The organism is Clostridium lacusfryxellense, from assembly GCF_018861735.1.
Classification (GTDB): domain Bacteria; phylum Bacillota; class Clostridia; order Clostridiales; family Clostridiaceae; genus Clostridium_AD; species Clostridium_AD lacusfryxellense.
In genome coordinates this window covers 1-23370 of the sequence record NZ_JAHLEB010000068.1, presented here as the reverse complement: position 1 = coordinate 23370, position 23370 = coordinate 1, and the positions used below count along the sequence as shown (strand labels likewise).

The 23370-nt window shown below is 29.2% G+C and carries 19 protein-coding genes; 16 read left to right on the top strand and 3 right to left on the bottom strand.

All coding sequences use genetic code 11. From position 1 onward, the window contains the following. Positions 1–344: 344 nt before the first annotated feature. Positions 345–737: a hypothetical protein gene (locus KPL55_RS22985; protein ID WP_216309096.1), complete on the top strand. Its 393-nt coding sequence runs from the start codon at positions 345–347 to the stop codon at positions 735–737. A 130-nt stretch (positions 738–867) separates the two neighbouring features. Here the strand turns inward: KPL55_RS22985 and KPL55_RS22980 are convergent, their stop codons facing one another. Beyond that, a complete protein-coding gene (locus KPL55_RS22980) occupies positions 868–1200 on the bottom strand; it encodes a helix-turn-helix domain-containing protein (RefSeq protein ID WP_246599774.1) in 333 nt (110 codons plus the stop codon). A 245-nt stretch (positions 1201–1445) separates the two neighbouring features. Between KPL55_RS22980 and KPL55_RS22975 the strand changes: the two genes are divergently transcribed. The 9 genes from KPL55_RS22975 (at position 1446) to KPL55_RS22935 (ending at position 14645) form a co-directional block, all read left to right on the top strand. Next, positions 1446–2417, top strand: coding sequence for a VgrG-related protein (locus KPL55_RS22975; protein ID WP_216309095.1), 972 nt, complete (start codon positions 1446–1448; stop codon positions 2415–2417). A 216-nt stretch (positions 2418–2633) separates the two neighbouring features. Next, positions 2634–5723 carry an insulinase family protein gene (locus KPL55_RS22970; RefSeq protein WP_216309094.1) on the top strand — a complete coding sequence of 1030 codons (3090 nt, stop codon included), beginning with the start codon at positions 2634–2636 and terminating at the stop codon, positions 5721–5723. A 106-nt stretch (positions 5724–5829) separates the two neighbouring features. Then, positions 5830–9081: a DEAD/DEAH box helicase gene (locus KPL55_RS22965; protein ID WP_216309093.1), complete on the top strand. Its 3252-nt coding sequence runs from the start codon at positions 5830–5832 to the stop codon at positions 9079–9081. A gap of 401 nt (positions 9082–9482) precedes the next feature. Beyond that, positions 9483–10304, top strand: coding sequence for a sensor histidine kinase (locus KPL55_RS22960; protein ID WP_216309092.1), 822 nt, complete (start codon positions 9483–9485; stop codon positions 10302–10304). A gap of 49 nt (positions 10305–10353) precedes the next feature. Continuing rightward, positions 10354–11028 (top strand): response regulator transcription factor, encoded by a 675-nt coding sequence (locus KPL55_RS22955; protein WP_216309091.1) that lies wholly within the window; start codon positions 10354–10356, stop codon positions 11026–11028. 147 nt (positions 11029–11175) lie between these two features. Next, positions 11176–12300 (top strand): ABC transporter permease, encoded by a 1125-nt coding sequence (locus KPL55_RS22950; protein WP_216309090.1) that lies wholly within the window; start codon positions 11176–11178, stop codon positions 12298–12300. Positions 12301–12318: 18 nt separating this feature from the next. Beyond that, positions 12319–13038, top strand: a complete 720-nt coding sequence (locus tag KPL55_RS22945) for an ABC transporter ATP-binding protein (protein WP_216309089.1) — start codon at positions 12319–12321, stop codon at positions 13036–13038. After that, positions 13016–14152, top strand: coding sequence for an ABC transporter permease (locus tag KPL55_RS22940; protein ID WP_216309088.1), 1137 nt, complete (start codon positions 13016–13018; stop codon positions 14150–14152). The genes KPL55_RS22945 and KPL55_RS22940 overlap by 23 nt, the downstream gene beginning before the upstream one ends. A 58-nt stretch (positions 14153–14210) precedes the next feature. Continuing rightward, complete coding sequence (locus tag KPL55_RS22935; RefSeq protein ID WP_216309087.1) at positions 14211–14645, top strand: DUF2383 domain-containing protein; 435 nt, start codon at positions 14211–14213, stop codon at positions 14643–14645. A gap of 105 nt (positions 14646–14750) precedes the next feature. Here KPL55_RS22935 and KPL55_RS22930 read toward each other — a convergent pair whose 3' ends face one another. Further along, positions 14751–15455, bottom strand: a complete 705-nt coding sequence (locus KPL55_RS22930; protein WP_216309086.1) for a tetratricopeptide repeat protein — start codon at positions 15453–15455, stop codon at positions 14751–14753. 277 nt (positions 15456–15732) lie between these two features. On the opposite strand from KPL55_RS22930, the gene KPL55_RS22925 reads away from it, so the two are divergent. The 5 genes from KPL55_RS22925 (at position 15733) to KPL55_RS22905 (ending at position 20445) form a co-directional block, all read left to right on the top strand. Continuing rightward, positions 15733–16899: an ABC transporter permease gene (locus KPL55_RS22925; protein ID WP_216309085.1), complete on the top strand. Its 1167-nt coding sequence runs from the start codon at positions 15733–15735 to the stop codon at positions 16897–16899. Beyond that, positions 16892–17587 carry an ABC transporter ATP-binding protein gene (locus KPL55_RS22920; RefSeq protein WP_216309084.1) on the top strand — a complete coding sequence of 232 codons (696 nt, stop codon included), beginning with the start codon at positions 16892–16894 and terminating at the stop codon, positions 17585–17587. The genes KPL55_RS22925 and KPL55_RS22920 overlap by 8 nt, the downstream gene beginning before the upstream one ends. Before the next feature lie 41 nt (positions 17588–17628). Then, positions 17629–18444 (top strand): ZIP family metal transporter, encoded by an 816-nt coding sequence (locus KPL55_RS22915; RefSeq protein WP_216309083.1) that lies wholly within the window; start codon positions 17629–17631, stop codon positions 18442–18444. Between the two features lie 152 nt (positions 18445–18596). Then, positions 18597–19157: a hypothetical protein gene (locus tag KPL55_RS22910; protein WP_216309082.1), complete on the top strand. Its 561-nt coding sequence runs from the start codon at positions 18597–18599 to the stop codon at positions 19155–19157. 181 nt (positions 19158–19338) lie between these two features. After that, positions 19339–20445 carry a DEAD/DEAH box helicase gene (locus KPL55_RS22905; protein ID WP_216309097.1) on the top strand — a complete coding sequence of 369 codons (1107 nt, stop codon included), beginning with the start codon at positions 19339–19341 and terminating at the stop codon, positions 20443–20445. 71 nt (positions 20446–20516) lie between these two features. Here KPL55_RS22905 and KPL55_RS22900 read toward each other — a convergent pair whose 3' ends face one another. Beyond that, positions 20517–21758: an HlyC/CorC family transporter gene (locus KPL55_RS22900; RefSeq protein WP_216309081.1), complete on the bottom strand. Its 1242-nt coding sequence runs from the start codon at positions 21756–21758 to the stop codon at positions 20517–20519. Positions 21759–21976: 218 nt separating this feature from the next. On the opposite strand from KPL55_RS22900, the gene KPL55_RS22895 reads away from it, so the two are divergent. Further along, entirely contained in the window at positions 21977–23272 is a 1296-nt protein-coding gene (locus KPL55_RS22895) for a 7TM diverse intracellular signaling domain-containing protein (RefSeq protein WP_216309080.1), read from the top strand. Positions 23273–23370: the final 98 nt, after the last annotated feature.

The window sequence follows — 23370 nt, the reverse complement described above, 5'->3', positions numbered from 1 at the left end:
AGCATAGTGATTTTTTTATAATAAGATTAGTTCTTATTAAGTTCGCTATAAATTAGGATAAGCTTCATCAATTATTTAACTAATTTTCTTAAATAGTTCCGCAATCAGCTATATTATACATAATTTAATAATAGCACTTTAAAAGAATAAAAACAATTATAGAAGAAATATAATTAAAGATAAGATGATAAATAGAAACATTTGTAACTATAGTATAAATGTCTATCTTATGGGTTTATGTAATAATAGAAACGAGTATAAAAATACGTTATAATATTAATGATTAATAAACTAGTGAATGTTAGAAAATTGAAATACACATATAATTTGTAGAGGGGGATAAAATGTTTTATTTTGTGAATGATATTGAGGAAAATGTTATGAATGTGAATTGTCTTCATGAAGTTCCGTTTCTGGAAGAGTCAATATATAATATGTCGATGGAAAAAATGATAAAAGAGTATGAAAATATAAAGAAATGGTTCATGTTTAACAAAATGGTAAGTAATTTCCAGATTAAAGGAGTTGCAGGTAATGAGATAGAGTTTATTATTATAGAAAATATTCCGTACGAGGGTATGGACAATAGTCATGATATTTTACATAATAGAATTAGGCAAAAGATGGGAATGAAATTTGAACAATATGAACACGAACTTAAATTGCGATTAAGTAGGACATGCTCTACAATTTTATTTAATGCTAAAATTAAACATATTTTAAGGGAATGGATATAAAATGTTATAATTAAATAATTCTATATATAAAATTAATATCTAGAAAAGAATAAAAAAAATGTGCTAACTAAATACATATATAGTTAACACATTTTTTATCTTTTTTATGAAAATGAGTTATTAATACTTTTTACCTTGTAAGGTGTGGTAATATAAGTTTTATTAGCCCCTCAATAACTTTGATTTCCTTTTCTGAACATTTATTAATTAAAGATTGTAGAACATCAGTATTAGTATTAATATTTATTTCATCAAAAAACAAATAATCTATTGAAATGTGTAAACATTCAGATAGGTTTATCAAAGTATTACTGCTCATTTTTCTTTCCCCTCTTTCAATTTGTCCTAAAAAATAAGGGGAAATGTTTAAGATCTCAGACAAGTTTTCACGGGTCATATCAAATTTTTCTCGTTCAATACGTATTCGATTTCCAATTTTTACATAATTAATTTCATTTTGCATATTACTCACCCTCTATAAGCTAACCTAGCAATAACCATTTTAAGTTTACATTAAAATATTCAATTTATAAATAAGCTATTTGCATACAAATTATATATATATTAATTAAATTATTATATGTAAAATAAGTAATACTATTCTTGTTACTGTTTTATTTGAAGTAAAATGTTTTTTTACTAGTATACAATAATACTTTATGAGATAATAGTAGAATAGAAAAAATTTATATAAAATGGGTGATAGTGATGGCATTATCTACAAATTTAATTAATAATGAATTGTTAAATCAATATGCTTTACAAATAAAAAAATATAATACTCTTTCCACTAAAAACACTACAGAGGATGTTAGTGAAGAAAGTACTCAGGAATCAGCTTTTAGGGCACTGCTTATACAAATGATGAATAATTCAACTGGTTCAACTAATTCAATGATGGTTGAGTTTATGACTACTGCTTTATCAAATCAAGAATCTTTAAACTTAGATGATTCATTGGGTGAGATGAGTGAATTTAATTTAAATATGAGAAATGTAGCTTTATCGTTATCTAGTAATACTAGTCAAGAAGTTGACGAATACAGTACTCTAGGTGCTACATCTGCTAAATATGAATCTAATTATAATCCGGGCACAATAAGTAATACACCAGGCGATATCGGTGGCAAATCTTATGGTGCATGGCAATTTTCTTCTAAAACTGGGTCGTTAAATTCTTTCATTAATTCACTTAATCAAACTAATAAAGATTTTTATTTAAAACTTACAGAAGCAAAATCTAAGGATGGTAATAGTTTTGGTAGAAATTTCGATGCTGCGTGGACTAGTATATCAGCTAATAATAAAGATGAATTCTTAAAGATACAGAAAAACTCAATAAAGCAAAATTACTATGACGTTGTAGCAACAGCATTGAATACAAAATATGGATTTGATATAAATACAAAAAGCAATGCTTTAAAAGAAAGTTTATTGTCTACAGCAGTTCAACATGGTGTAGGAGGAACTTTATCTGTATTTTCAAAACTTAATTTAAATAAAAGTGATGGCAATATCATAAATGATTTATATAATGAACGTCAAAAAGTTAACGTTTATTTTAAAGATAGTTCAGCCGCTGTGAAACAAAGTGTATATAATAGGTTTACCAAAGAAAAGCAAGATATGATTTCTATGTTTAACGACAACTCAAAAGAAAAATTTCTTACATCTGTATAAAGATATTACATATTATTAAATAAAAGAATTAAGAAGTAAATATAACATTACTAGTATTATAATTTTTTATAATATTGGTAGTGTTTTTTTTATTTGTTATAAATATTAAAATTTGAAATAAAAAACTTACACATGCATTTAATATTAAAAATCAAACATACTACTTGTAATATAAAAAAATAGAAAGAAAGAAATATAAAATAATGGGGGAATCAAATGAAGAAGTTTACAAGAATAACATCAATATTACTAGTAGTAGGACTATCTTTTAATAACTTATGTTATGTAAGAGCTTTAGGTGAACAAAGATTACCTTATTCACAAGGTTTATTTGCTGAAACTAATGAAATACAATTAAGTTATAATGAAAATGCTAAAGGAAGTCTAGAGACAGGTAAAGTTATATCCGGATTTAAGCTAGAATCTAAAAAATGGATTGAAGATATACACTCAACTGCAATGATTTTTAAACATATTAAAAGTGGAGCAAAACTTATATATCTAAAAAATGAGGATGAGAATAAAGTCTTTTCAATAAGTTTTCGTACTCCAGTTAATGATAATACTGGTGTAAATCATATTATAGAACATTCAGTATTATGTGGTTCGAAAAAATATCCTGTAAAAGATCCATTTTTAATTATGACAAAGCAATCATTAAGTACATTTATAAATGCGTTTACAGGACCTGATTTTACAATGTATCCAGTGGCAAGTAAAAATGAGACTGATTTTAAAAACCTAATGAGTGTATATTTAGATGCAGTATTTTCTCCTAATTTGATTAAGGAGCCTAAGATACTTAAACAAGAAGGGTGGCATTATGAAGTTAATAGTAAAACAGGGAAGCTAAATTATAATGGGATAGTATACAATGAGATGAAAGGCAATAATTCTTCTCCATTAATTATTTTATCAAATAATATTAATGAATCACTTTTTCGTGATAATTCATACAATTTTGAATCTGGTGGTAATCCAGAAAATATTACAGATTTGACTTATGATAAATTTGTTGAAACATATAAAAAATATTATGTTCCATCAAATAGTTCTATATATTTGTATGGGAAATTGGATATTGAGAGTACGCTCAAATTTATGGATGTAAATTATTTGAGTAAATTAAAAAATACTGTAGTGGATAGTGAAATTAAATTACAAAGTAAATATGAAAAGAATATTGAGAAAACAGCATTATACCCAGTTTCTATTAATGCAAGTACTATTAATATGACTTATTTATCGTCTAACTACGTAATCGATAAAGAGGTAAACGCAGAAACTGTTTTGGGTTTTCAAATTTTACAAGAAATCCTTTTAAATACTAAGTCTTCAACCTTAAGAAAAGCTTTAATGAGTAGGGGAATTGGCACTAATGTTTCAGCAAGTTTCAATCAGTCAACAAGGCAACCTACATTCAGTATAGTAACTACAAATGCCAATGAATTAGATAAATATAAATTTAAAAAACTTGTAGATGATGCACTGCAACAAGTGGTAAAAGAAGGTTTTGATAAAGAGTTAGTAGATTCGGTATTCACCGCTATAGAACTAAGTTTGAAAACTCAAAATTCTGATGCTAATAGAGGTATGAATTATATGTCATCTGCTTTAAATTGCTGGAATTATGATGTGGATCCTACAGAATATTTGGATATTACACCCACACTTAACAAGATTAAATCTAAAATATCTCATAGATACTTTGAGAGATTGGTACAAAATTATTTATTAGATAATGACCACAATTCACTAGTTGTGTTAAAACCTTCAAAAGGATTAAATGAAGAAAAAGAAGAAAAATCAAAAAAGAAATTAGAATTGTATAAAAAATCTCTATCTGAGATTCAAATATCAACTATTAAAAAAGAGTCGGAAGAATTGAAAAAGTGGCAAGGGGAAGTAGATACAAAAGAGAATTTGTCAAAAGTACCAGCACTTACTCGAAAAGATCTGAATTTAAAAGCAGAAAAAATACCAACAATAGAAAAATTAGAGCGGGGCATTAAAATATTGAGTCATCCTATATTTACTAATGGAATTACCTACTCTAGTCTATATTTTGATAGTTCAAAAGTACCCCAGAATAAGGTGTTATATTTGAAATTGCTTGCAAGTGTTTTAGGGAATGTTAGTACTCAAAAATATAATGTTATGCAGTTGTCAAATGAAACAATGAAGTATACTGGAGGAATTAGTTTTAATTCAACAGTATTTAAGAATAGTAATAGGAGCGATGACTATTATCCCAAAATGAATATTAACTTAAATGCTATTAATAATACATTACCAAAAGCATTTGAACTATTAGACCAAATAATGAATCACAGTAAGTTTGATGATAAAAATCGTATGAAGAATTTAATTAAATCTTTAAGGGTAAATTATGAAACTATGTTTGTTAATGGTGGAAGTTCACTTGCAATAAACCGCACATTATCTTATTTATCTAATAGTGGTAAATATAAAGATTTAGATTATTTACCTTACTATAATTTTATTTGTGATTTAGATGATAATTTTGATAATAAATTTGATGAAATTCAGAGAAATCTAAATGATGTCAAAAATATTGTATTTAACAAAGAAGGATTAGTGGTAAGTTATACTGGTGATGATAAAGATTATGATGACTTTGCAATTTCTTTTGATAAATTTGGAGAAAAAATAAATAATAAAAAATTTCCTACACAGAATTATAAATTTGATTTTAAAAATAAGAATGAAGCTTTAATAATTCCATCACAAGTTCAATATGTGGTTAAGGCTGCAAATTATAAAAAAGAAGGATATAGTTTTAATGGGCATATGAAGGTGCTTGAAAATATTTTAAATAGTGAATATTTATGGAAGGAACTCAGAGTGAAAGGTGGAGCATATGGCGGAGCCATGAATTTTACAAGAGACGAAGTATTATTTTATTCATACCGCGATCCAAATTTAAAGGAGACTTTGGATACATTTGATAAAACTATAAAATTTTTAGAGAATTTTAAGCCAAGCGACAAAGAAATGACTAATTATATAATAGGAACCATAGGAAATATGGATCATTTAACAGGGCCGTATGCTAAAGGTATAATAGGTGATAGTATGTATTTTACGTTTACTTCTCAAGCTGATATTCAAAAGCTACGTGATGAGGTATTATCTACAACCCAGGATGATGTAAGGGGATTTGTTGATGTCTTAGAAACAATTATAAAACAAAATTTATTTTGCGTTGTTGGTAGTGAAACTAAGGTAAATGAGAATAAACAATTATTTGAGAGTGTTATTATACCTATTAATAAGCGTGAGTAGTAAAATTTGTATTCATTGGAAAGAACATAGAACGTTAGTTTTATGTTCTTTCTGTATTTATGGTATAATTAAAATATTATAAAATTTAAAAACCTAGGGAGAAAATATGTTAAAAGAAGATATGATACTACAAATATTTAATGAAGGAACTAGTGGTAAAAATAATGCTAAGGGGCAAAGAGTCCTTAGTAATGATTTGGTTTCATCTATAGATATTACAAATGAAGATAAATTAATATGTGTTGATGGCAATGTGATTTCAGAGAAGCTTTTTAATGAATATCATACAAAAATTGAGATTGATGCAGCGCGTAGGAGTATCTTTTCTACCTTTTGTAGTTGCGCTGATTTTGAAAATAATGAGTTTAAAAAGGAAAACTATTGTTGTAAACATTTGGTGGCGACATTTTATAAAGCAGTAGAGGATTTAGCTAATCACCATCTTTTAAGAGAAGACGATATTGTTGACGCTTGTGTATTCAAAAATAATACCAATTTACTATCTATGCTTTTAGGAGATGAAAAGCATAAGGATGAAACTAAAATAGAAGTATACATTAATAAAAATCAGTGGACAGACAACCTTACAGCTGAGTTTAAAATAGGATTAAACTCAATGAGTGCTAGTAATCTTTACGTTTTAAAAGACATTAATCACTTTTTACTTGCATATTACAACAATATTCCTATAATTTACAGCAAGAATTTCACGTTTAATTCAGAAAATCAAAAATTATCTACAAAGGATAAAAGGCTTATTGATTTTATTGAAATGTTAAAAACTATAGAGGCGACTAAGAAAATAGCTTATAGAAATGAAGATATGTTTATTAATGGAAAAAATATAAATATTCCTAAGTATTTAACTAGGGAATTTTTTGAAATTATAATAAAACATAGGGTATATTTAAATGAAGGCTTTTTCTATAGACCTGTAGATACTGAAATTATATATGAAACTCCACCATTAGATTTTGATTTAAAGATAATAAAGGATAATTATGTACTTAAATCTTCAAATGGTATGCCTGTACCACTAGGATCTAAGAACGATGTTTTCTTGTATGGTACTAATGTATATCTTCCAGATTATGAGTTTTGTTATAAGATAAGTCCGTATCTTCAAGTTTTTAATGAGGCAAAGGTTGTAACTATGAAAAACATTGATGAAGAGAAGATATTAAGACACTTAATCCCGGATATTAACTTTTTATCGCCTAATGTTACTTTATCCAAGTCTATAAAAGATAAAATAATAATGGCGAAGAGTCAATTTATATTCTACTTTGATCAGGAAGGAAAAGAGATATCTTTAACTTTAAAGGTTAAATATGGAACTTTTGAGTTTAATATATATGAAGATTGTACTGATAAAATTATATATAGGGATTCTAAAAAGGAATCACAGGTTATTAGAGTTTTAAAAACACTCGGGTTTGAAGAAATAAAAAACAAGTTTTATTTCCTCAAAGGAGAGGATTATATATTTAATTTTTTTAAAAGTGATATATCGCGCCTGCAAGAAATAGGAGAAGTATATTATTCACAGAATTTTAAAGGTATAAAATCATTAGCAGCAAAAGGAATTAGCGCAGATATAAAAAGTGGAAAGTATAATTATTTTGAAATGGATTTTAAAATAGGAGATATTAACCCCCTAGAAACTAAAAATATACTAAGAGCATTTAGGAATAGTCTTAAGTATTATAAACTAAAAAATGGTGAGTACCTTGATTTAGAGGAATTAGAACTTAATAAATTCCTAAAGCTGCTAGATGTTGTGACTCCAAATGATGTTAGTAATAATCATATTGAGATATCTAAAGGTAAAGCTATTTTCTTAGATAGCTATTTAGAGGAAAATAACATTAGGTATATAAAAGGTAAAAAAGAATTAAAAGAAGTAACTGGAAAACTTAAAAATATGGATAGTCTGAAATTTGATCAGCCAATTGACCTAAATGGAGAGCTGAGGAAGTATCAGCAAATCGGATATAATTGGTTTAGAACTTTAGACTACTTAGGATTTGGTGGTGTTTTAGGGGATGAAATGGGTCTTGGTAAAACAATTCAAGCTATTGCTTTTATATTATCAATTAAGAAAAGTAAGACTTTAATTGTAGCACCTACTTCATTAATATATAATTGGACTTCCGAATTTGAAAAATTTGCACCAAGTTTAAACGTAATAGCTGCTTGCGGAACTAAGGACTCTCGTGACGTCATAATAAAAAATATAGAAAATTATGATGTAATTATTACTACATATAACCTAGTAAAGAGAGATCTTGATAGCTATAAAGGGCTAGAGTTTGATTATTGCATAATAGATGAAGCTCAAAACATTAAAAATCCAAGATCGCAGAATGCTGTAGCTGTAAAGGAGATAAACGCTAAGACAAGATTTGCATTATCAGGTACGCCTATAGAGAATTCACTTATGGACCTATGGTCAATATTTGATTTTATAATGCCCGGATACTTATATGATGAAAAGAGATTTAGTGTAAGGTATCATAAAAAGATTAAGGCAAACCCGGAGGTAATAGAAGACCTAAATAGACTTATAAAACCATTTATTTTAAGGCGAAAGAAAAGAGATGTTTTAAAGGAATTACCTGATAAGATAGAAAAAACTCTTCTTGTTAGTTTAGATGAGGAGCAAAAGAAGATATATAAAACATATGCAAACCATGCTATGCAGCTTATAAAAAAGAAGGTATCTGATGATGAGTTTAAGAATAGTAAAATAGAAATTTTATCTTATATAACAAAACTTAGGCAAATATGTTTAGACCCCACAGTACTAATGAATGACTATAGCGGTGGTAGCTCAAAGATAGAGGCGCTAGTTGAACACCTTCATATGAGTATAGAGGAGGGACATAGAGTGCTTGTTTTTTCTCAATTTACATCTGTTCTTAAGAATATACAAAAAAGACTTAAGGTAGAGAGAATATCCTATAGTTATCTCGATGGTTCTGTGAAAGCGGAGAAAAGAATGAAGTTGGTTCAAAATTTTAATGATGGAAAAGATTCTGTGTTTTTGATTAGCTTAAAGGCCGGTGGTACAGGCCTAAATTTAACCTCGGCAGATGTAGTAATCCACTTTGATCCTTGGTGGAACCCTGCAGTAGAAGAACAAGCAACTGATAGGGCTCATCGAATAGGGCAAAAAAATGTAGTCAGTGTCATAAAAATTATAGCTAAGGGAACTATTGAGGAGAAGATTCTATCACTTCAAGAAGAGAAAAAGAAGCTCATAACAGAGCTACTGGGTGATGAGATGGCAGGCGGTGAAGGATTTAAATCAATGAGTGAGGATGATATATTTGGATTATTTGAAATGATAGAATAATTGAATACTATTATGAATTTGTGAGGTGGTTTATGAATAATAAGATTAAAGATATTTTAATGATTATTAATTATATATTATTTACTGGGATTTTTTTAATAAGTGCACTTTATAACACAGAATACCAATTGTTAATTATTACTTTAACATTTTTATTTTTAACATCGTACACTATTAGAGTGTTTTTTATATATGATAGTGAAAATTACAAATATCTAAGTTGTCTTTTTTTAATAATAGATTTTATTCTGATTTTTATACTTAATTTATACGATAACTCCCATTTATCTTTATGCCTGTATTATTTTATGTTAGAGGACATTGTCCTAAATTTCAGATTAATATTTGGTATAATAGCTTCAATTTTTTCTTTTATACTTTACTGCGTAAATTTAAGTATTATGGTGAATTTTGAATTTGCTACTATCTTTGTGAAAATACTTTTAAGTTTATCAATTTTTTGCATAATATATTTAATATTTTTTCTTGTTAGATATTTATTAAGACAAACAGAAATAATTGATGTTTCTCTAAAAGAAATAATTATAGAGAAATTAGAAAAAGAAATAATATATATGAATTTAAAGGAGGCATATGAAAAATTAGAGGTGATTACAACCCTTAAAGAGAGAAATAAAATAGCACGGGAGATTCATGATACAGTTGGACATACCTTAACAACGGTGCTTGTAGAAATAGAGGCTAGCAAAAGACTTATGAAGATAAATCCTGATTTATCGCTAGAAAAACTTTGCTTAGCGCAAGGCCAAGTAAGGAAGGGGCTTAATGATATAAGGGGCTCTGTACGAGTTCTTGAAAAAGGTGATGAGTTATTGGAATTTTATCCTTCTTTAGAATCCATAATTAAGGATACCCAGATACATTCGGATGTGACAATAAAATCTGAAATAGATTATTCATTAAATCTAACTAATGAAGTACAAAAGATAATTTTATCATCTTTGATAGAGGGACTTACTAATGGAATCCGCCATGGGAAAAGCACTGCTTTTTTATTTAAACTTATTAAAAAAGAAAATAAAGTATTATTTTCGCTTGTTGACAATGGCGAAGGTGCTGCTACATTGAATTACGGCTTCGGACTTAGAGCTATGAGAGATAGAGTTTATGATATAGAAGGAAGTTTTAATATTAATTCTGATGAAGGCGAGGGCTTAGAAATAATAATTACAATTCCCTATTACAAGGCATGCCAGCTGTAATATATAAAGATATATAATATTAAAAACTTTATTTTTGGGGGAGGTTTTTATGGATACTATAAGAGTGTTAATTGCAGACGATCAAACACTTATGAGGGACGGGCTTAAGACTATACTTGAATTAGAGGAGGATATAGAGGTAGTAGCACTTGCAAAGGATGGCGTTGAGGCATTAGAATTATGTTCTAAAACGGAGCCGCATGTTGTATTAATGGATATAAGAATGCCAAATATGGATGGAGTACAATGCACTAAATTAATTAAGGAAAGTTTTCCTAATATACTTATTCTTATACTTACAACATTTGATGATGAAGAATTTATTGTAAGTTCATTAAATCATGGTGCAACCGGTTATATTTTAAAAGATATAGATGGCGATGGACTTATAAAAGCGGTAAAGGATGTATGCAGGGGTGATTTTATATTGCCATCTAAAATTGCTATTAAGCTTGCAGGTAAAATAGCAAAGGAATACAGTTACGATAGTGAAAAAAGAATTAAGGATAATGAGTCTAAATTGTTAAATTTGTTAGGGCTAACAGAAAAAGAAATAGAAATTGCAAAAATGCTAGCTCAAGGGTTTACCAATAAACAAATTGCATCTTCACTATATATATCTGGTGGAACGGTAAAAAATTATGTAAGTAATCTATATAGCAAAATAGGAATTTCGGATAGAACATCAGCAGCGATATATATTAAGGATTTACTTAATCAGTAGATATAAATCAAAAAGTAACCGTGGTCACATTATTTTGTGACCATGGTTACTTTCATTTTACTGCCAAAATTAGTATTATAATATTATAAGTAAATTATTTAATTAAAAATATATTACAAATTTTATGACTTGAAAGGAGTTAGTAAAATGAAACCTTTATCAGCTTTAAGCTATAGTAAAAACAATAAGAAAAAACTTATAACTTCCATCATACCAATATTAGTGGCTGTTTCATTTTTATATGTTTTTCAGACATTTGTAAGGTCTCTTGGTGAATCTATATATGAGCTAAATATAAACCCATATAAAAATCATATGACTCTGCAAAGTATTGAAAAAAACAAACCTATACCAAATAGTATTGTTAGTATCATTAAAGATAACCCTAATGTAGATAATATAATACCCTTTGTTTCATATAAGACACGATATTTAATACCAGGAGCTGCAACTAATGCTTCAATTTTAGGTGTGAAATCAGAAGATATAGCTTATGTTATGAAAAAACATAACATAAAGCTGAAAGAAGGAAGAATGCCACTAGAAAATTATAAGGAGGTGGCACTTGATTACAGAATGTCTAAAAATAAAAAAAAAAAATTAGGTGATAAAATAGGAAATTCCATTGATAAAAATGATAGCTTAGATGGTGAGTATACAGTGGTTGCAATAATTGAAGGCGATGGATATTTATCGTTTATGCCTTATAACACTAATAACAATAATACAAATATGATGAATAATGAAATATTAGTGTTTCCAAAGGAGGATAAGGTAAAAGAGGTAGATAATCTATTACTAAACTTACCTAAAACAGATGTGGTGGTTATGACTTTAAGTGGAATAATTAAAAATTATAATGAGTTGTTATCTACTGTTCATACACTAGACATAATTTGTGTACTTGCAATTATAGTGATGGTCATATCAGTTGGAAGTTCTAAATATGTACAGTTTTTTAGTAGAAAACAGGAGATTGGTATTTTAAATGCAATGGGGTATACAAAAGCGGAACTAATGAAGAAGGCATTTTGGGAAGTGATTATTGTAAACCTGATTGGATTTATTCTAGGAATGATTTTTGGGTGGGTATCTTCTAATTTAATAAATGATGCAGCATTTAGATCGGTTGGCGGGGTTGCAGTTTATTTTTCTGTAAAAGCTTTTTTAATGGCCCTCTATGTGCCACTATTTACAACACTATTTACATTAATACCTGTAAACAGAATGATAAGTAAACTAGATCCTATAGTTATGATAGAACAAATATAAAAAAAGGAGTGAATTATTATGTTGTTTAAAGTAGAGAATCTAAATTTAATATATGATATAGGAAAAGAGGATCAGACATATGCTTTAAGAAATATTAATCTCTCATTGGAGGGAAAAAGATTAATAGGTATAATGGGGCCCTCTGGTAGTGGGAAAAGTTCATTGTTATATTCACTCGCCGGTCTAAAAATACCATCATCCGGAACTATAAGCTATATGGATATGAAATTTAAGGAATTATCAGTTTCTAAAAATGCACAGCTTAGGCGAGCTAATTTTGGATTCGTTTTTCAAAGGCATTTTCTTATAGACTATATGAGTGTAATAGATAATGTGTTAACACCTATAAATGACAATAGCACTAAAGCAAAAGAAAAAGCTTTGGGTCTTCTCGAGAAGCTTGGCATAAAGCATTTAGCAAATAAAAAACCTCATCAATTATCCGGTGGGCAACGACAAAAAGCTGCAATTGCTAGAGCACTTATAAATGATCCGAAAGTGATTTTTTGTGATGAGATTACCGCATCTTTAGATCATAGTAGTGCAAGGGATGTTATGAAGCTACTTGATGAGTATAAAAATAGTGCATTAGTTATTGTTGTAACACATGATGCATCAATACTTGGAAATGCAGATGATATAATTAATATATGGGATGGTCAGATTACTTCAGTTAAAAAAAGTAAAATTAACTATATAGAGACGGAGGGATATGATGAATCCGCTATCAACATTTAAGTATATTAAGAATAATATTTCTAAAGTATCACCAATACTAATAGCTATGATGGTGAGTGTGCTTCTAATTTATATTTTTTCGCTGGTGACTAAAAGTGCCATTGATATAACAAAGCTAACGGGTACTAATTTTTTCAGTAAATACACAATAGTATATAGCAATAGTGAAGAGCCTATTCCAAAAGATTATTTAAATAAAATAACTAATGATAATAATGTAGGGAATGTAATACCTTTAATTAGTGAATATGGATATCTTAATTATAGTGGCGTTTTTGGCAGCATGAGCATGGATGTGTTGAATTTTTACGAAAAGGATATAGCAACAATTGCATCTACTCTTAATATGAAATTAGTTGAAGGTAGACTTCCTGTAGAAAACAAGAATGAAATTATTATACCTAAAAGATATGCATTGCAAAATAAATTAAAAATAGGAGATTATATTGGTTCAGAAGTATCCTCAAGTTACGTAATAAAGGGGAAATTTAAAGTGTCAGGCATTACAGATGGCCCAGTAATGCTGGGAGTAATTAGTGATAACAAGATGGGTGTTCCTAGAGACAAAGTCTTAAAACAATCTATACTTTATTCCGTTAATAATTTAAAAGATAAAGATCTAATTAACTATATATCTAAGGATACACCTAAAAATATTTTAATAATGGATTATTATAGTATTTCAAAGCAAATAGATTCAGTTCTTGAATCTGTTAATGGATTATCACATATGCTTAATATGATAATAATAATTGTGTTATGTATATCTCTTGGGAATTTGAATTACATTAATTTCATTAATAGAAAATATGAATTTGGAGTATTAGTAGCTATAGGCTACAAAAAAACAACACTCTACTTTAAACTTTGGAAAGAAAATTGTACTGTATGTTTATTGGGATATATAGCAGGTATATTATTAAGTACTCTTATTGTTTTTATTTTAAATTTAACTGTGCTTTATGCAAATGGCAAATCTATTCCTTTGTGGAACAGTGCTGGTGCTATAACATCACTGATTATACCAATTTTGGTATCCTTTTTAAGTTTGATTGCACCTATCAAGGAGCTTAGGAGGACTGACCCACTTGATGTAATTGGAGGGGTAATATAGAAATTATTGTAATGTATAATGAAATTAACTAATGCTCACAATAAACTGAGGTGAGATTATGAATACAAAAAATGATATTAAAGAAATGAATAAATTTTTGAAAGGTATTCACATGGGAGGTACTACATTTAAAGATTATCTAAGTAAAGCTAAAAACCCAGAGCTTAAAGGTGAACTAGTTCAAATTATAGAATCATTTAAAAGACATGAGGAGGCAATTACAAATAGGATAGAAAAGTTAGGTGGTAATGCATCAGACACTCTTGGGGCTATAGGCACTATGGCAGATTTTTTCGAAAAAATTAAACTTATACCTGTAAAGACTGATCTTGAAGTCTGTGAGCATGGAGTTGCTGCCATGGAGATGGGGATAAAGCAGGGACAAAAATTTATAAATGATAATAAGGATTTAGATGCTAGCCTTATGGGTGAAGTAAAAGCAATTGTCGAGGATTACGACATCCATTTGAGAAAAATACAATCATTAATTTAAAGAAGCACAACAATAAATGGCAATATATAAATAGTAAAACGCTCCCGGCTTTGGACATGACTTTGTTCAGTTTAGTTGCGAGTATTTTACTATTTATTTTTAAATTCATATTTTTAAATTCATATTTTTTAGTACATTATAGTGACACTTATACCATTCATTTTCAGGTTCTATATGATATGCCTTTTCTGCATATCTTAATGCTTCTGTGATAGGTCCCATAGACATGTATACCTGCGATATACCAAAATAGGCATCGCTTTTAGTAAAATCTACTTCTATTGCTTTTTTATATAATTCAATAGCTTCTTTTTTATAGCGAAGTGATAGTAATGCACTACCTTTACCACATAAGGCATCATAAAAATTAGGATCTAATTCTAGGCAAACATCAAAGCTTTTTATAGCTTCTTTAAAATCATTGAGCAGGGCTAAGAACTGAGCTTTTTTTATATGGAAAATTGAGTTTTGCGGATCGTTTATAATAAGCTTTTCGCAGTAGTAAATGCATTTATCAAATTCCCCAGTCAAATCGTGTATATCAATTAACTTCCAGTAGCCTTTTGGATCCTTCGGAACTAATTCAACGTAAGTCTTTAGGCACTTTTTCGCTTCTTCCACTTCATACAATTCCAAATGAGCTTGACCTTTGATAAGATAAGTCAACGCATATTTATTATTTAGTAATATTGCTTTGTTGAAATTCTTGAAAGCCTTTTGGGTTTCACCATCATTAAAAAGTCCCTTGCCCCTTTCTATATATTCCTTAATCAAAATTTCATCATTTATTAGGTTAATACTATTTTCCATTAATATGCCCCTTTCACTTATAGTCACACATTACAATTATGGAAATAAAATAAAACGGTATACATGTAATTGAGATTGAATGAAAATATTCACTACTAAATTTGTAGATTTATATTGGATAAAAAATATTAGTTGATAATAGATATTTACAAATATTATATTTTGTAGTACTGTTTAAATAAAGCAATATTAAGTACAATATATTATAAAAGCATAAATGAGGGTATGCTAATAGAGAATTTTAATGAAATATAGAAATTGAAAAAGGAGGGTTAAAATGAATTTACCATTTAAGATTGCTGTAAGATTTTTAAAATCTAGTAAAGGGCAGACGGTTTTAATAGCTATCGGCATTGCTATTGGTGTATCGGTTCAGATTTTTATAGGTTCGCTTATACAAGGCCTGCAAAAGAGCCTTATAGATAAGACAATAGGGAATTCATCTCAAATAACAATTAGATCTACAAAAGATGATAAAACAATCGAAAATTATGAAGAAAAAATATCTCAAATAAAATTAACAGATAGCAGAATAGAAAAAGTTTCTCCGGCAGCTGATTCACCTGCATTTATAAAGTATAATGATAAAAATGCTCCAATAATTATAAGAGGTTTAAATTTGAATAATGATAAAGAATTGTATAATATAAAGTCTAAAATTTATGAGGGAAACATTCCGAAAAACTCTTATGAAGTACTAATAGGTAAGGATTTGAAGAATGAGTTAAATTTGAAAATTAAAGATAAAATTTCTTTGATTACTCCTAATGGAAAAACTAAAGAAGCAATAGTAACTGGATTTTATGATTTGAAAGTAGCAAACATAAACAAGTCATGGATTATAACGAGCATTAAGACGTCTCAGGAAATATTTGATTTTGGGAATAAAGTAACTTCTATAGAAATGCAATTAAACTCAAAGAATGTATTTAAGGCAGATGAAATTGGAATAACAATAGGTAAAAAATTATCTGATAATAACATAACGGTGGAAAATTGGAAAGATCAAAACGAAGAATTATTAGGTGGACTTAATGGACAAAGTGTTTCTAGCTTAATGATACAAGTTTTCGTTCTTATTTCTGTAACCCTTGGGATAGCAAGTGTACTTGCAGTTACCGTGGTACAAAAATCTAAACAGATTGGTATTCTTAAAGCTATGGGTATTAGAGATAGAGATGCTAGCAAAATTTTCTTGTATGAAGGATTAATGCTTGGAATCGCAGGTGCGGTACTTGGAATAATAATTGGGATTACTCTTATGGTTACATTCACAAAATTTGCACTTAATCCTGATGGAACACCAATAATAGCACTTTATATAGACTATAAGTTCATAACAATATCTGGAGTAATAGCAGTAACTTCTGCATCACTTGCAGCTCTTGTTCCAGCAAGAAACTCTTCAAAATTAGAACCAATAGAGGTGATTAAGAATGGCTAACATTATTACATTAAAGAATGTAAATAAAATATACGGATCCGCTGTAAAGACGCAGGTTTTATTTGATACAAACTTAAGTTTTGAAGAGGGATCATTTAATTCAATTATAGGTCAATCAGGAAGTGGTAAAAGTACATTGCTAAATATTATAGGTACTCTTGATAAACCAACTAGTGGTGAGGTTTATATAAATTCACAAAGAACAGATGGAATGAGTAAAAATGCTTTAGCTGCACTTAGAAATAAAACAATAGGATTTATTTTTCAATTCCATTACCTATTACCAGAATTTACTGCCATAGAAAATATACTCATTCCTTATATGATGAATAATCCAAAACCACCTAAAGAAATTATAGAGAGAGCTGAGGAATTCATGAAAATGGTTGGGATTTATGATGTTAAAGATAATTTAGCGTCTAATATGTCTGGTGGACAGCAGCAGAGAACAGCAATTGCCAGAGCTTTAATTAATAACCCCAAAATAATACTTGCGGATGAACCTACTGGTAACTTAGATTCGAGTTCTGCAGAGAATATTTACACTATACTAAGGGAAATAAACCAGAAATTTAACACAACTTTCATAATTATTACACATGATTTGCGAATAGCGCAAAAAACTGACAGGATAATTGAAATAAAAGATGGGAGAATTAATACCTATAACGATACTGTCATGTTATAAATACTATTAAAAACGATAACTTTTTAAAATGGAGGCTTTTTATGATTATAGAATGGCTTAAGGGTTTTGATCCAGTAGTACAAGCGCTTATTGCAACACTATTTACTTGGGGGGTAACAGCACTAGGGGCATCACTTGTTTTTTTCTTTAAAACAATAGACAGAAAAGTATTAAATGGTATGCTAGGTTTTGCAGCAGGAGTTATGATTGCAGCGAGTTTTTGGTCACTGCTCGCGCCAGCTATAGCAATGGCTGAGCTAACTAGTACGCCGGCATGGGTGCCAGCAGCTGTAGGGTTTCTTGCAGGCGGTGGGTTCCTTTTAGGGGTAGATAAAATTTTACCACATCTACATCTTAATTTACCAATAGAGGAGGCAGAAGGAATTAAAACTAGTTGGCAAAGAAGTGTATTGTTAGTGCTGGCAATAACGCTTCATAACATACCAGAGGGGCTTGCAGTTGGAGTTGCTTTTGGAGCGGTGGCTGCTAATTTACCTTCTGCATCTCTTGCAGGAGCCGTTGCACTAGCAATAGGAATTGGTATTCAAAACTTTCCAGAAGGAGCTGCAGTTTCTATTCCACTAAGGCGGGAGGGGTTTTCTAGGTTTAAAAGCTTTATATACGGTCAAGCATCTGGAATAGTAGAACCTATAGCAGGTGTTATAGGCGCATTTGCAGTGATATCTATGAGACCTATTCTTCCATATGCACTATCTTTTGCAGCAGGTGCAATGATTTTTGTAGTTGTTGAAGAACTAATACCTGAATCGCAACAGGATTCAAAAACAGATATTTCAACTATAGGTGCAATGCTTGGATTTGTAATAATGATGATACTAGATGTTGCTTTGGGCTAATATTAATTTTGTTCATATTGTAATTGAAATCTATTACAAAATACCCATATTTCATCTTGTTATTTTTTTATCACATGTGATATACTGATTTTGGTAAGAAACATAACGTGTTACAAGAGAAAATTTAATAAAAAAATTAGGGGGTATTTCGTATGAAAATCAAAGCAATAATATTGTCATTAGCTGTAGGTGCTACTTTACTAGTAGGATGTGGAGCTAAAGAAGAACCAACAACAGCTCCAGCAACAACTAAGGTGGAAACAAAAGAAGTAGCAAAAGCTGATGTTGTAGCAACAGCATCAATAGTAAATGAGCAAGCTGCATTTGAAAATGCAATAAGCGCTAAAGGTACATGGATCATAGCAACACTTAAAGATTTAAGTTTTGACAAAGAACTTGTAGTTGCAGGTGATTTTAAAAACACTAAAGATCCAGCAGTTGCACAACGTAAAATAGGTCTATATACACAAGATGATAAACGTGTAGTAACAGCTAGATTCACTTTGACTGCACCAAAATTAACTTTTAGTAGTCCTGCTGGAAGTATAGAACATGGAACTTTTAAAGGAGACCTTTATGTTACTGCTAGCAACTTTCAGTTAAAAGATGCTAAGGTAGAAGGAAACGTATATTTTACTACTGATGAAGCTAAATCTACATTTAAAATGGATGATAAGAGCGAAGTTACTGGAGTTAAAGAATTAAAAAAATAGTTTAATTTATTTATCTGTACTTTTAAAGTGCACTAAAAGCAGTCAAACCATTAAAAAAATGGTTTGACTGCTTTTTAATTAGATTAATATAGAAACTAGCGTCTATATTAAATATCTGATATAATAATAGTTAGTTAGTATAAACTAATAAAAATACGTTTAAATAGAAAGGTAAATGAAAATGATAAAATTTAAAAAATTAGGACTTAGCGATGATATATTAAATATGATCAAAATTCAAGGAATAACTGAGCCAACTCCAGTTCAAGAGCAAAGTATTAAGTTAATAAAAGATGGCAACGATGTTATAGCTGAGGCACAGACAGGCACAGGTAAAACACTTGCGTTTTTACTGCCAATGTTTGATAATATGTCTGCGGATATAAACACAATTCAAGGATTAATAGTGACGCCTACAAGAGAGCTTGCGCTTCAGATAACACAAGAGGCGAAAAAAATCGCAACAAGTAAAAATCTAAATATATTAGCAGCATACGGTGGTAAGGATATAGGCGCGCAATTAAAAAAATTAAAAGGTAACATTCATTTAGTGATTGCAACACCAGGAAGGTTATTAGACCATCTTAGCCGTGGCACAGTGAAACTTGATAACCTTAAGACAATAGTATTAGATGAGGCAGATCAAATGCTTCTTATGGGATTTAAAAATGATATCGAAGATATCCTATCAAAAACACCTAAAAAGAGACAGACTTTATGTTTTTCAGCTACTATGAGTTCAGAAGTTAAAAAAATGGCTTATAAGTATATGAATGACCCTAAAGAAGTTATAATTAAAAAAGAAGAAACTACACTTAAGAATATAAAACAATTTTTAATAGAAACCACTGACAGACAAAAGCAAGAAGATTTATGCAAAGTAATGGACGAGAATAATCCATTTATGGCTATTATTTTTTGTAGAACTAAAAGAAGAGTTGATGATCTTGAGATGGCCCTTTATAAAAAAGGATACAATTGTAAAAAACTTCATTCTGATATAACTCAATCAAAGAGGGAAAAAATAATGAAGGATTTTAAAAAATGTGATATTCAGTATTTGATTGCCACAGATGTAGCAGCCAGAGGCCTTGATATTAACGGAGTTACTCATGTTTTTAACTATGATATGCCTGAGAGCGCTGAAGGGTATATACACAGAATTGGAAGAACTGGAAGAGCTGGAGAAGACGGATATACATACTTATTTGCAGCTCCAAAGGACAAATTTCTTTTAGATGCTATAGAAAAGAAAATAAAAGTTAAAATTCCTAGAAAAACTTTATAGTACATAATTTCAAATAAAATAATAAAAAACTTAAAGTTAATTTAATAACTTTAAGTTTTTTATTATTTATATTAAGTTATAATTTTTAGTTTTATTATACGATTTTTACTGGTGTTTTGTATAATAAATTTTGTATCATTATAATTTATTGTCTCACCAGTCTTTGGAAGTCTTCCGTGTATTCCGGTAACAAAACCACCAATGGAATCAAAATCATCTGACTCGATATTTAAGCCTATCATTTCATTGACCATGCTTATTTTTGTATCACCATCAACAATAAATTCATCTTCTTTAATAACCTCAATCTTATCTGTATCATCGTCGTACTCATCATCTATATCTCCAACAATTTCCTCCACTAAATCCTCAATAGTTACAATTCCAGAGGTTCCACCATATTCATCTAGTAAAATTGCTATAGGTACTCTGTTTAATCGCATGTCTGCAAATAAATCAACTGTACTTTTATATTCGTAGGTGAAATATGGGACACGCATATGTTTTTCTATGCTAAATTTATCTTTACCATCTTCATAAAAAATCAAATCTTTAATATATAAAACACCTATTATATTATCAACTGTATCTTCATATATAGGAAGTCTTGAGAATTGCTCTTCTCTGAAGATTTTTATAAGTTCTTCATATGTTGAATTTGCATTTGCAACAATCATATCAGTTCTTGGAGTCATAACATCTTTTGCTTGTGAATCTCCAAACTCAAATACATTATAAATCATTTGCTTCTCTTCGCCTTCAAGGACTCCTTCTTCATGACTTACACTAACCATAGTTTTTAACTCTTCCTCAGTTATAAAAGGTTTCTGCTTGCCAATTTCTCCACCGAGTAATCTTATAAATGTATTAGTTATATATATTAGCACTACAATAATTGGATTCAAAATAAATGTAATTAGGCTTAAAGGTCTAGCAACTTTTATTGATATTTTCTCTGAATTTTGTGCGGCCAAAGACTTTGGCGTAATTTCTCCGAAAATTAATACTAAAATTGTCATTGCAATAGTTGCGATGCCTACTCCTGATTCTCCCCAATATTTAATTGACAAGGAAGTTGCTAGTGCAGATGCACCAATATTAGCAATGTTATTTCCTACCAAAATACCACCTAGAAGTTTACTTGGGTTTTTGAGTAATTTATTAACTCGATCAGCACCTTTAACTTCTGAATCTACCATATGCCTTAACCTAATTTTGCTTAAAGTCATTAAACCAGTTTCAGAAGCAGAGAAAAAGGCTGAACATCCTAGTAAAATTACTAAAGCTATAATTTGCCACGCATCGGGGTCCATAATATATTTCACACTCCTTAAGATATAACCTAGGAAAATTATATCATAAAATGAATGATATTTAAATCAATTTATAATTATAGAATGAACGGATGTATTAAAAAATATGTAGAATTTTGTTGGTATTAGCACATATATGGATTTTGATATGGTATTATATATCTTGAGTACGTATGATAAGAAATCATTATAAATACAATTAATAAAGGAGCTAATTCATGGCAGAAATAAAGTCCCATAAAATAAAAATATCTATTTTGTTATTACTAACTTTAATTGCTTTTATTTTAATAATAAAAGCAAGTAGCGAAGTTAGCCATACGCAAAAAGAAGTTCCATTAGCAACTAAAGGTGTATTAGACTTAAGAGATTGGGATTTTAAAGTGGATGGTATTATAAAACTAAATGGAGGATGGGAGTTTTATAATAATGAATTACTCTTACCAGAGGAATTGAAATCTGTACCAGTGGTAAGCGCTAGAAATGATCAGGCACCTGTTTATGATCATATACCTGGTATTTTTGGACAGCAAGGTTATTGTACTTATAGGCTTAAGTTACTTATGGATAATAAGGATGAGCTCTACTCAGTTAAGATAGATTTTATTCAAAATGCATATGAACTTTGGGCTGACAATAAATTAATAACTTCTGTTGGGCAAGTAGGGAAATCTAGAAATGAAATGGTTCCGCAAAAGGTTCCATCTATAGGATCCTTTTATGTTGAAAATGGAGAAACGTATTTAGTCCTTAGAGTTAGTAATTTTTATAATAAGTATGGATATATAGATACATTAATTCTTGGAGAATCAAAAGATATTATGGCTATAAGAGAGAAAAAGTTGGCCTTAAGTTTATTTATTATTGGATGTACAATGATGGCGGCAATTTACAGTTTTGGAGTGTTTATTAATAGAAGAAAAGAAAAGGCACAATTGTATTTTGCGATAATTTGTATAATTATTGCAGTAAGGACTATATTCATTGGTGAAGGGTTTATAATATCACTATTACCACATCTCGATTATATTTTTTCAACTAAGATTAAAATTTGGACTTTTTATGGATATATGCCATTTATTGTTTTGTTTATACATAATTCCTACGAGCAAATAATGTCTAGTAAATTTGTTGAAATGTCTAATTATTTAGCAGGAGCATATACTTTGATTGTAATGTTTGTTCCAATTGAGTATTACTTGTTTTATATTCCTCCTTTTGAATTATTTGCACTTGTATCGTTATTTAATATGATGTACAAAATTTGTATAGTATACATACAAAAGGGTAAAACAGGTTATATTGTAGTTGTAGGAAGGGACTTGAAAAGACATTTCATCAAAAAATTAAAAGTAGATACTGTATACATAGTTGTAGTAGGGCTCTTCGCATTATTCATAACTAGGATTAACGATATTTTGTATGAGTATAGTATTATAATTACGAATTCTTTTGCTCCACTAGGCATATTAATATTTATTATTGTTAATTATTATCTTTTTAGGGGCTTGTGAAATGCTAAAATAAAAATTGTGGATAACTTTTGGGAAAACCTCCAAAAAGTGCAAAAAAAAGAGTACTCAAAGAACCCTTGAAAAAATGTAATGCGGAG

What these genes read in the sequence shown, in the direction of transcription:
- KPL55_RS22985 (WP_216309096.1), top strand. Translation starts at nt 345, where the DNA reads ATGTTTTATTTTGTGAATGATATTGAGGAAAATGTTATGAATGTGAAT.
- KPL55_RS22980 (WP_246599774.1), bottom strand. Translation starts at nt 1,200, where the DNA reads ATGCAAAATGAAATTAATTATGTAAAAATTGGAAATCGAATACGTATT.
- KPL55_RS22975 (WP_216309095.1), top strand. Translation starts at nt 1,446, where the DNA reads ATGGCATTATCTACAAATTTAATTAATAATGAATTGTTAAATCAATAT.
- KPL55_RS22970 (WP_216309094.1), top strand. Translation starts at nt 2,634, where the DNA reads ATGAAGAAGTTTACAAGAATAACATCAATATTACTAGTAGTAGGACTA.
- KPL55_RS22965 (WP_216309093.1), top strand. Translation starts at nt 5,830, where the DNA reads ATGTTAAAAGAAGATATGATACTACAAATATTTAATGAAGGAACTAGT.
- KPL55_RS22960 (WP_216309092.1), top strand. Translation starts at nt 9,483, where the DNA reads ATGGTGAATTTTGAATTTGCTACTATCTTTGTGAAAATACTTTTAAGT.
- KPL55_RS22955 (WP_216309091.1), top strand. Translation starts at nt 10,354, where the DNA reads ATGGATACTATAAGAGTGTTAATTGCAGACGATCAAACACTTATGAGG.
- KPL55_RS22950 (WP_216309090.1), top strand. Translation starts at nt 11,176, where the DNA reads ATGAAACCTTTATCAGCTTTAAGCTATAGTAAAAACAATAAGAAAAAA.
- KPL55_RS22945 (WP_216309089.1), top strand. Translation starts at nt 12,319, where the DNA reads ATGTTGTTTAAAGTAGAGAATCTAAATTTAATATATGATATAGGAAAA.
- KPL55_RS22940 (WP_216309088.1), top strand. Translation starts at nt 13,016, where the DNA reads ATGAATCCGCTATCAACATTTAAGTATATTAAGAATAATATTTCTAAA.
- KPL55_RS22935 (WP_216309087.1), top strand. Translation starts at nt 14,211, where the DNA reads ATGAATACAAAAAATGATATTAAAGAAATGAATAAATTTTTGAAAGGT.
- KPL55_RS22930 (WP_216309086.1), bottom strand. Translation starts at nt 15,455, where the DNA reads ATGGAAAATAGTATTAACCTAATAAATGATGAAATTTTGATTAAGGAA.
- KPL55_RS22925 (WP_216309085.1), top strand. Translation starts at nt 15,733, where the DNA reads ATGAATTTACCATTTAAGATTGCTGTAAGATTTTTAAAATCTAGTAAA.
- KPL55_RS22920 (WP_216309084.1), top strand. Translation starts at nt 16,892, where the DNA reads ATGGCTAACATTATTACATTAAAGAATGTAAATAAAATATACGGATCC.
- KPL55_RS22915 (WP_216309083.1), top strand. Translation starts at nt 17,629, where the DNA reads ATGATTATAGAATGGCTTAAGGGTTTTGATCCAGTAGTACAAGCGCTT.
- KPL55_RS22910 (WP_216309082.1), top strand. Translation starts at nt 18,597, where the DNA reads ATGAAAATCAAAGCAATAATATTGTCATTAGCTGTAGGTGCTACTTTA.
- KPL55_RS22905 (WP_216309097.1), top strand. Translation starts at nt 19,339, where the DNA reads ATGATAAAATTTAAAAAATTAGGACTTAGCGATGATATATTAAATATG.
- KPL55_RS22900 (WP_216309081.1), bottom strand. Translation starts at nt 21,758, where the DNA reads ATGGACCCCGATGCGTGGCAAATTATAGCTTTAGTAATTTTACTAGGA.
- KPL55_RS22895 (WP_216309080.1), top strand. Translation starts at nt 21,977, where the DNA reads ATGGCAGAAATAAAGTCCCATAAAATAAAAATATCTATTTTGTTATTA.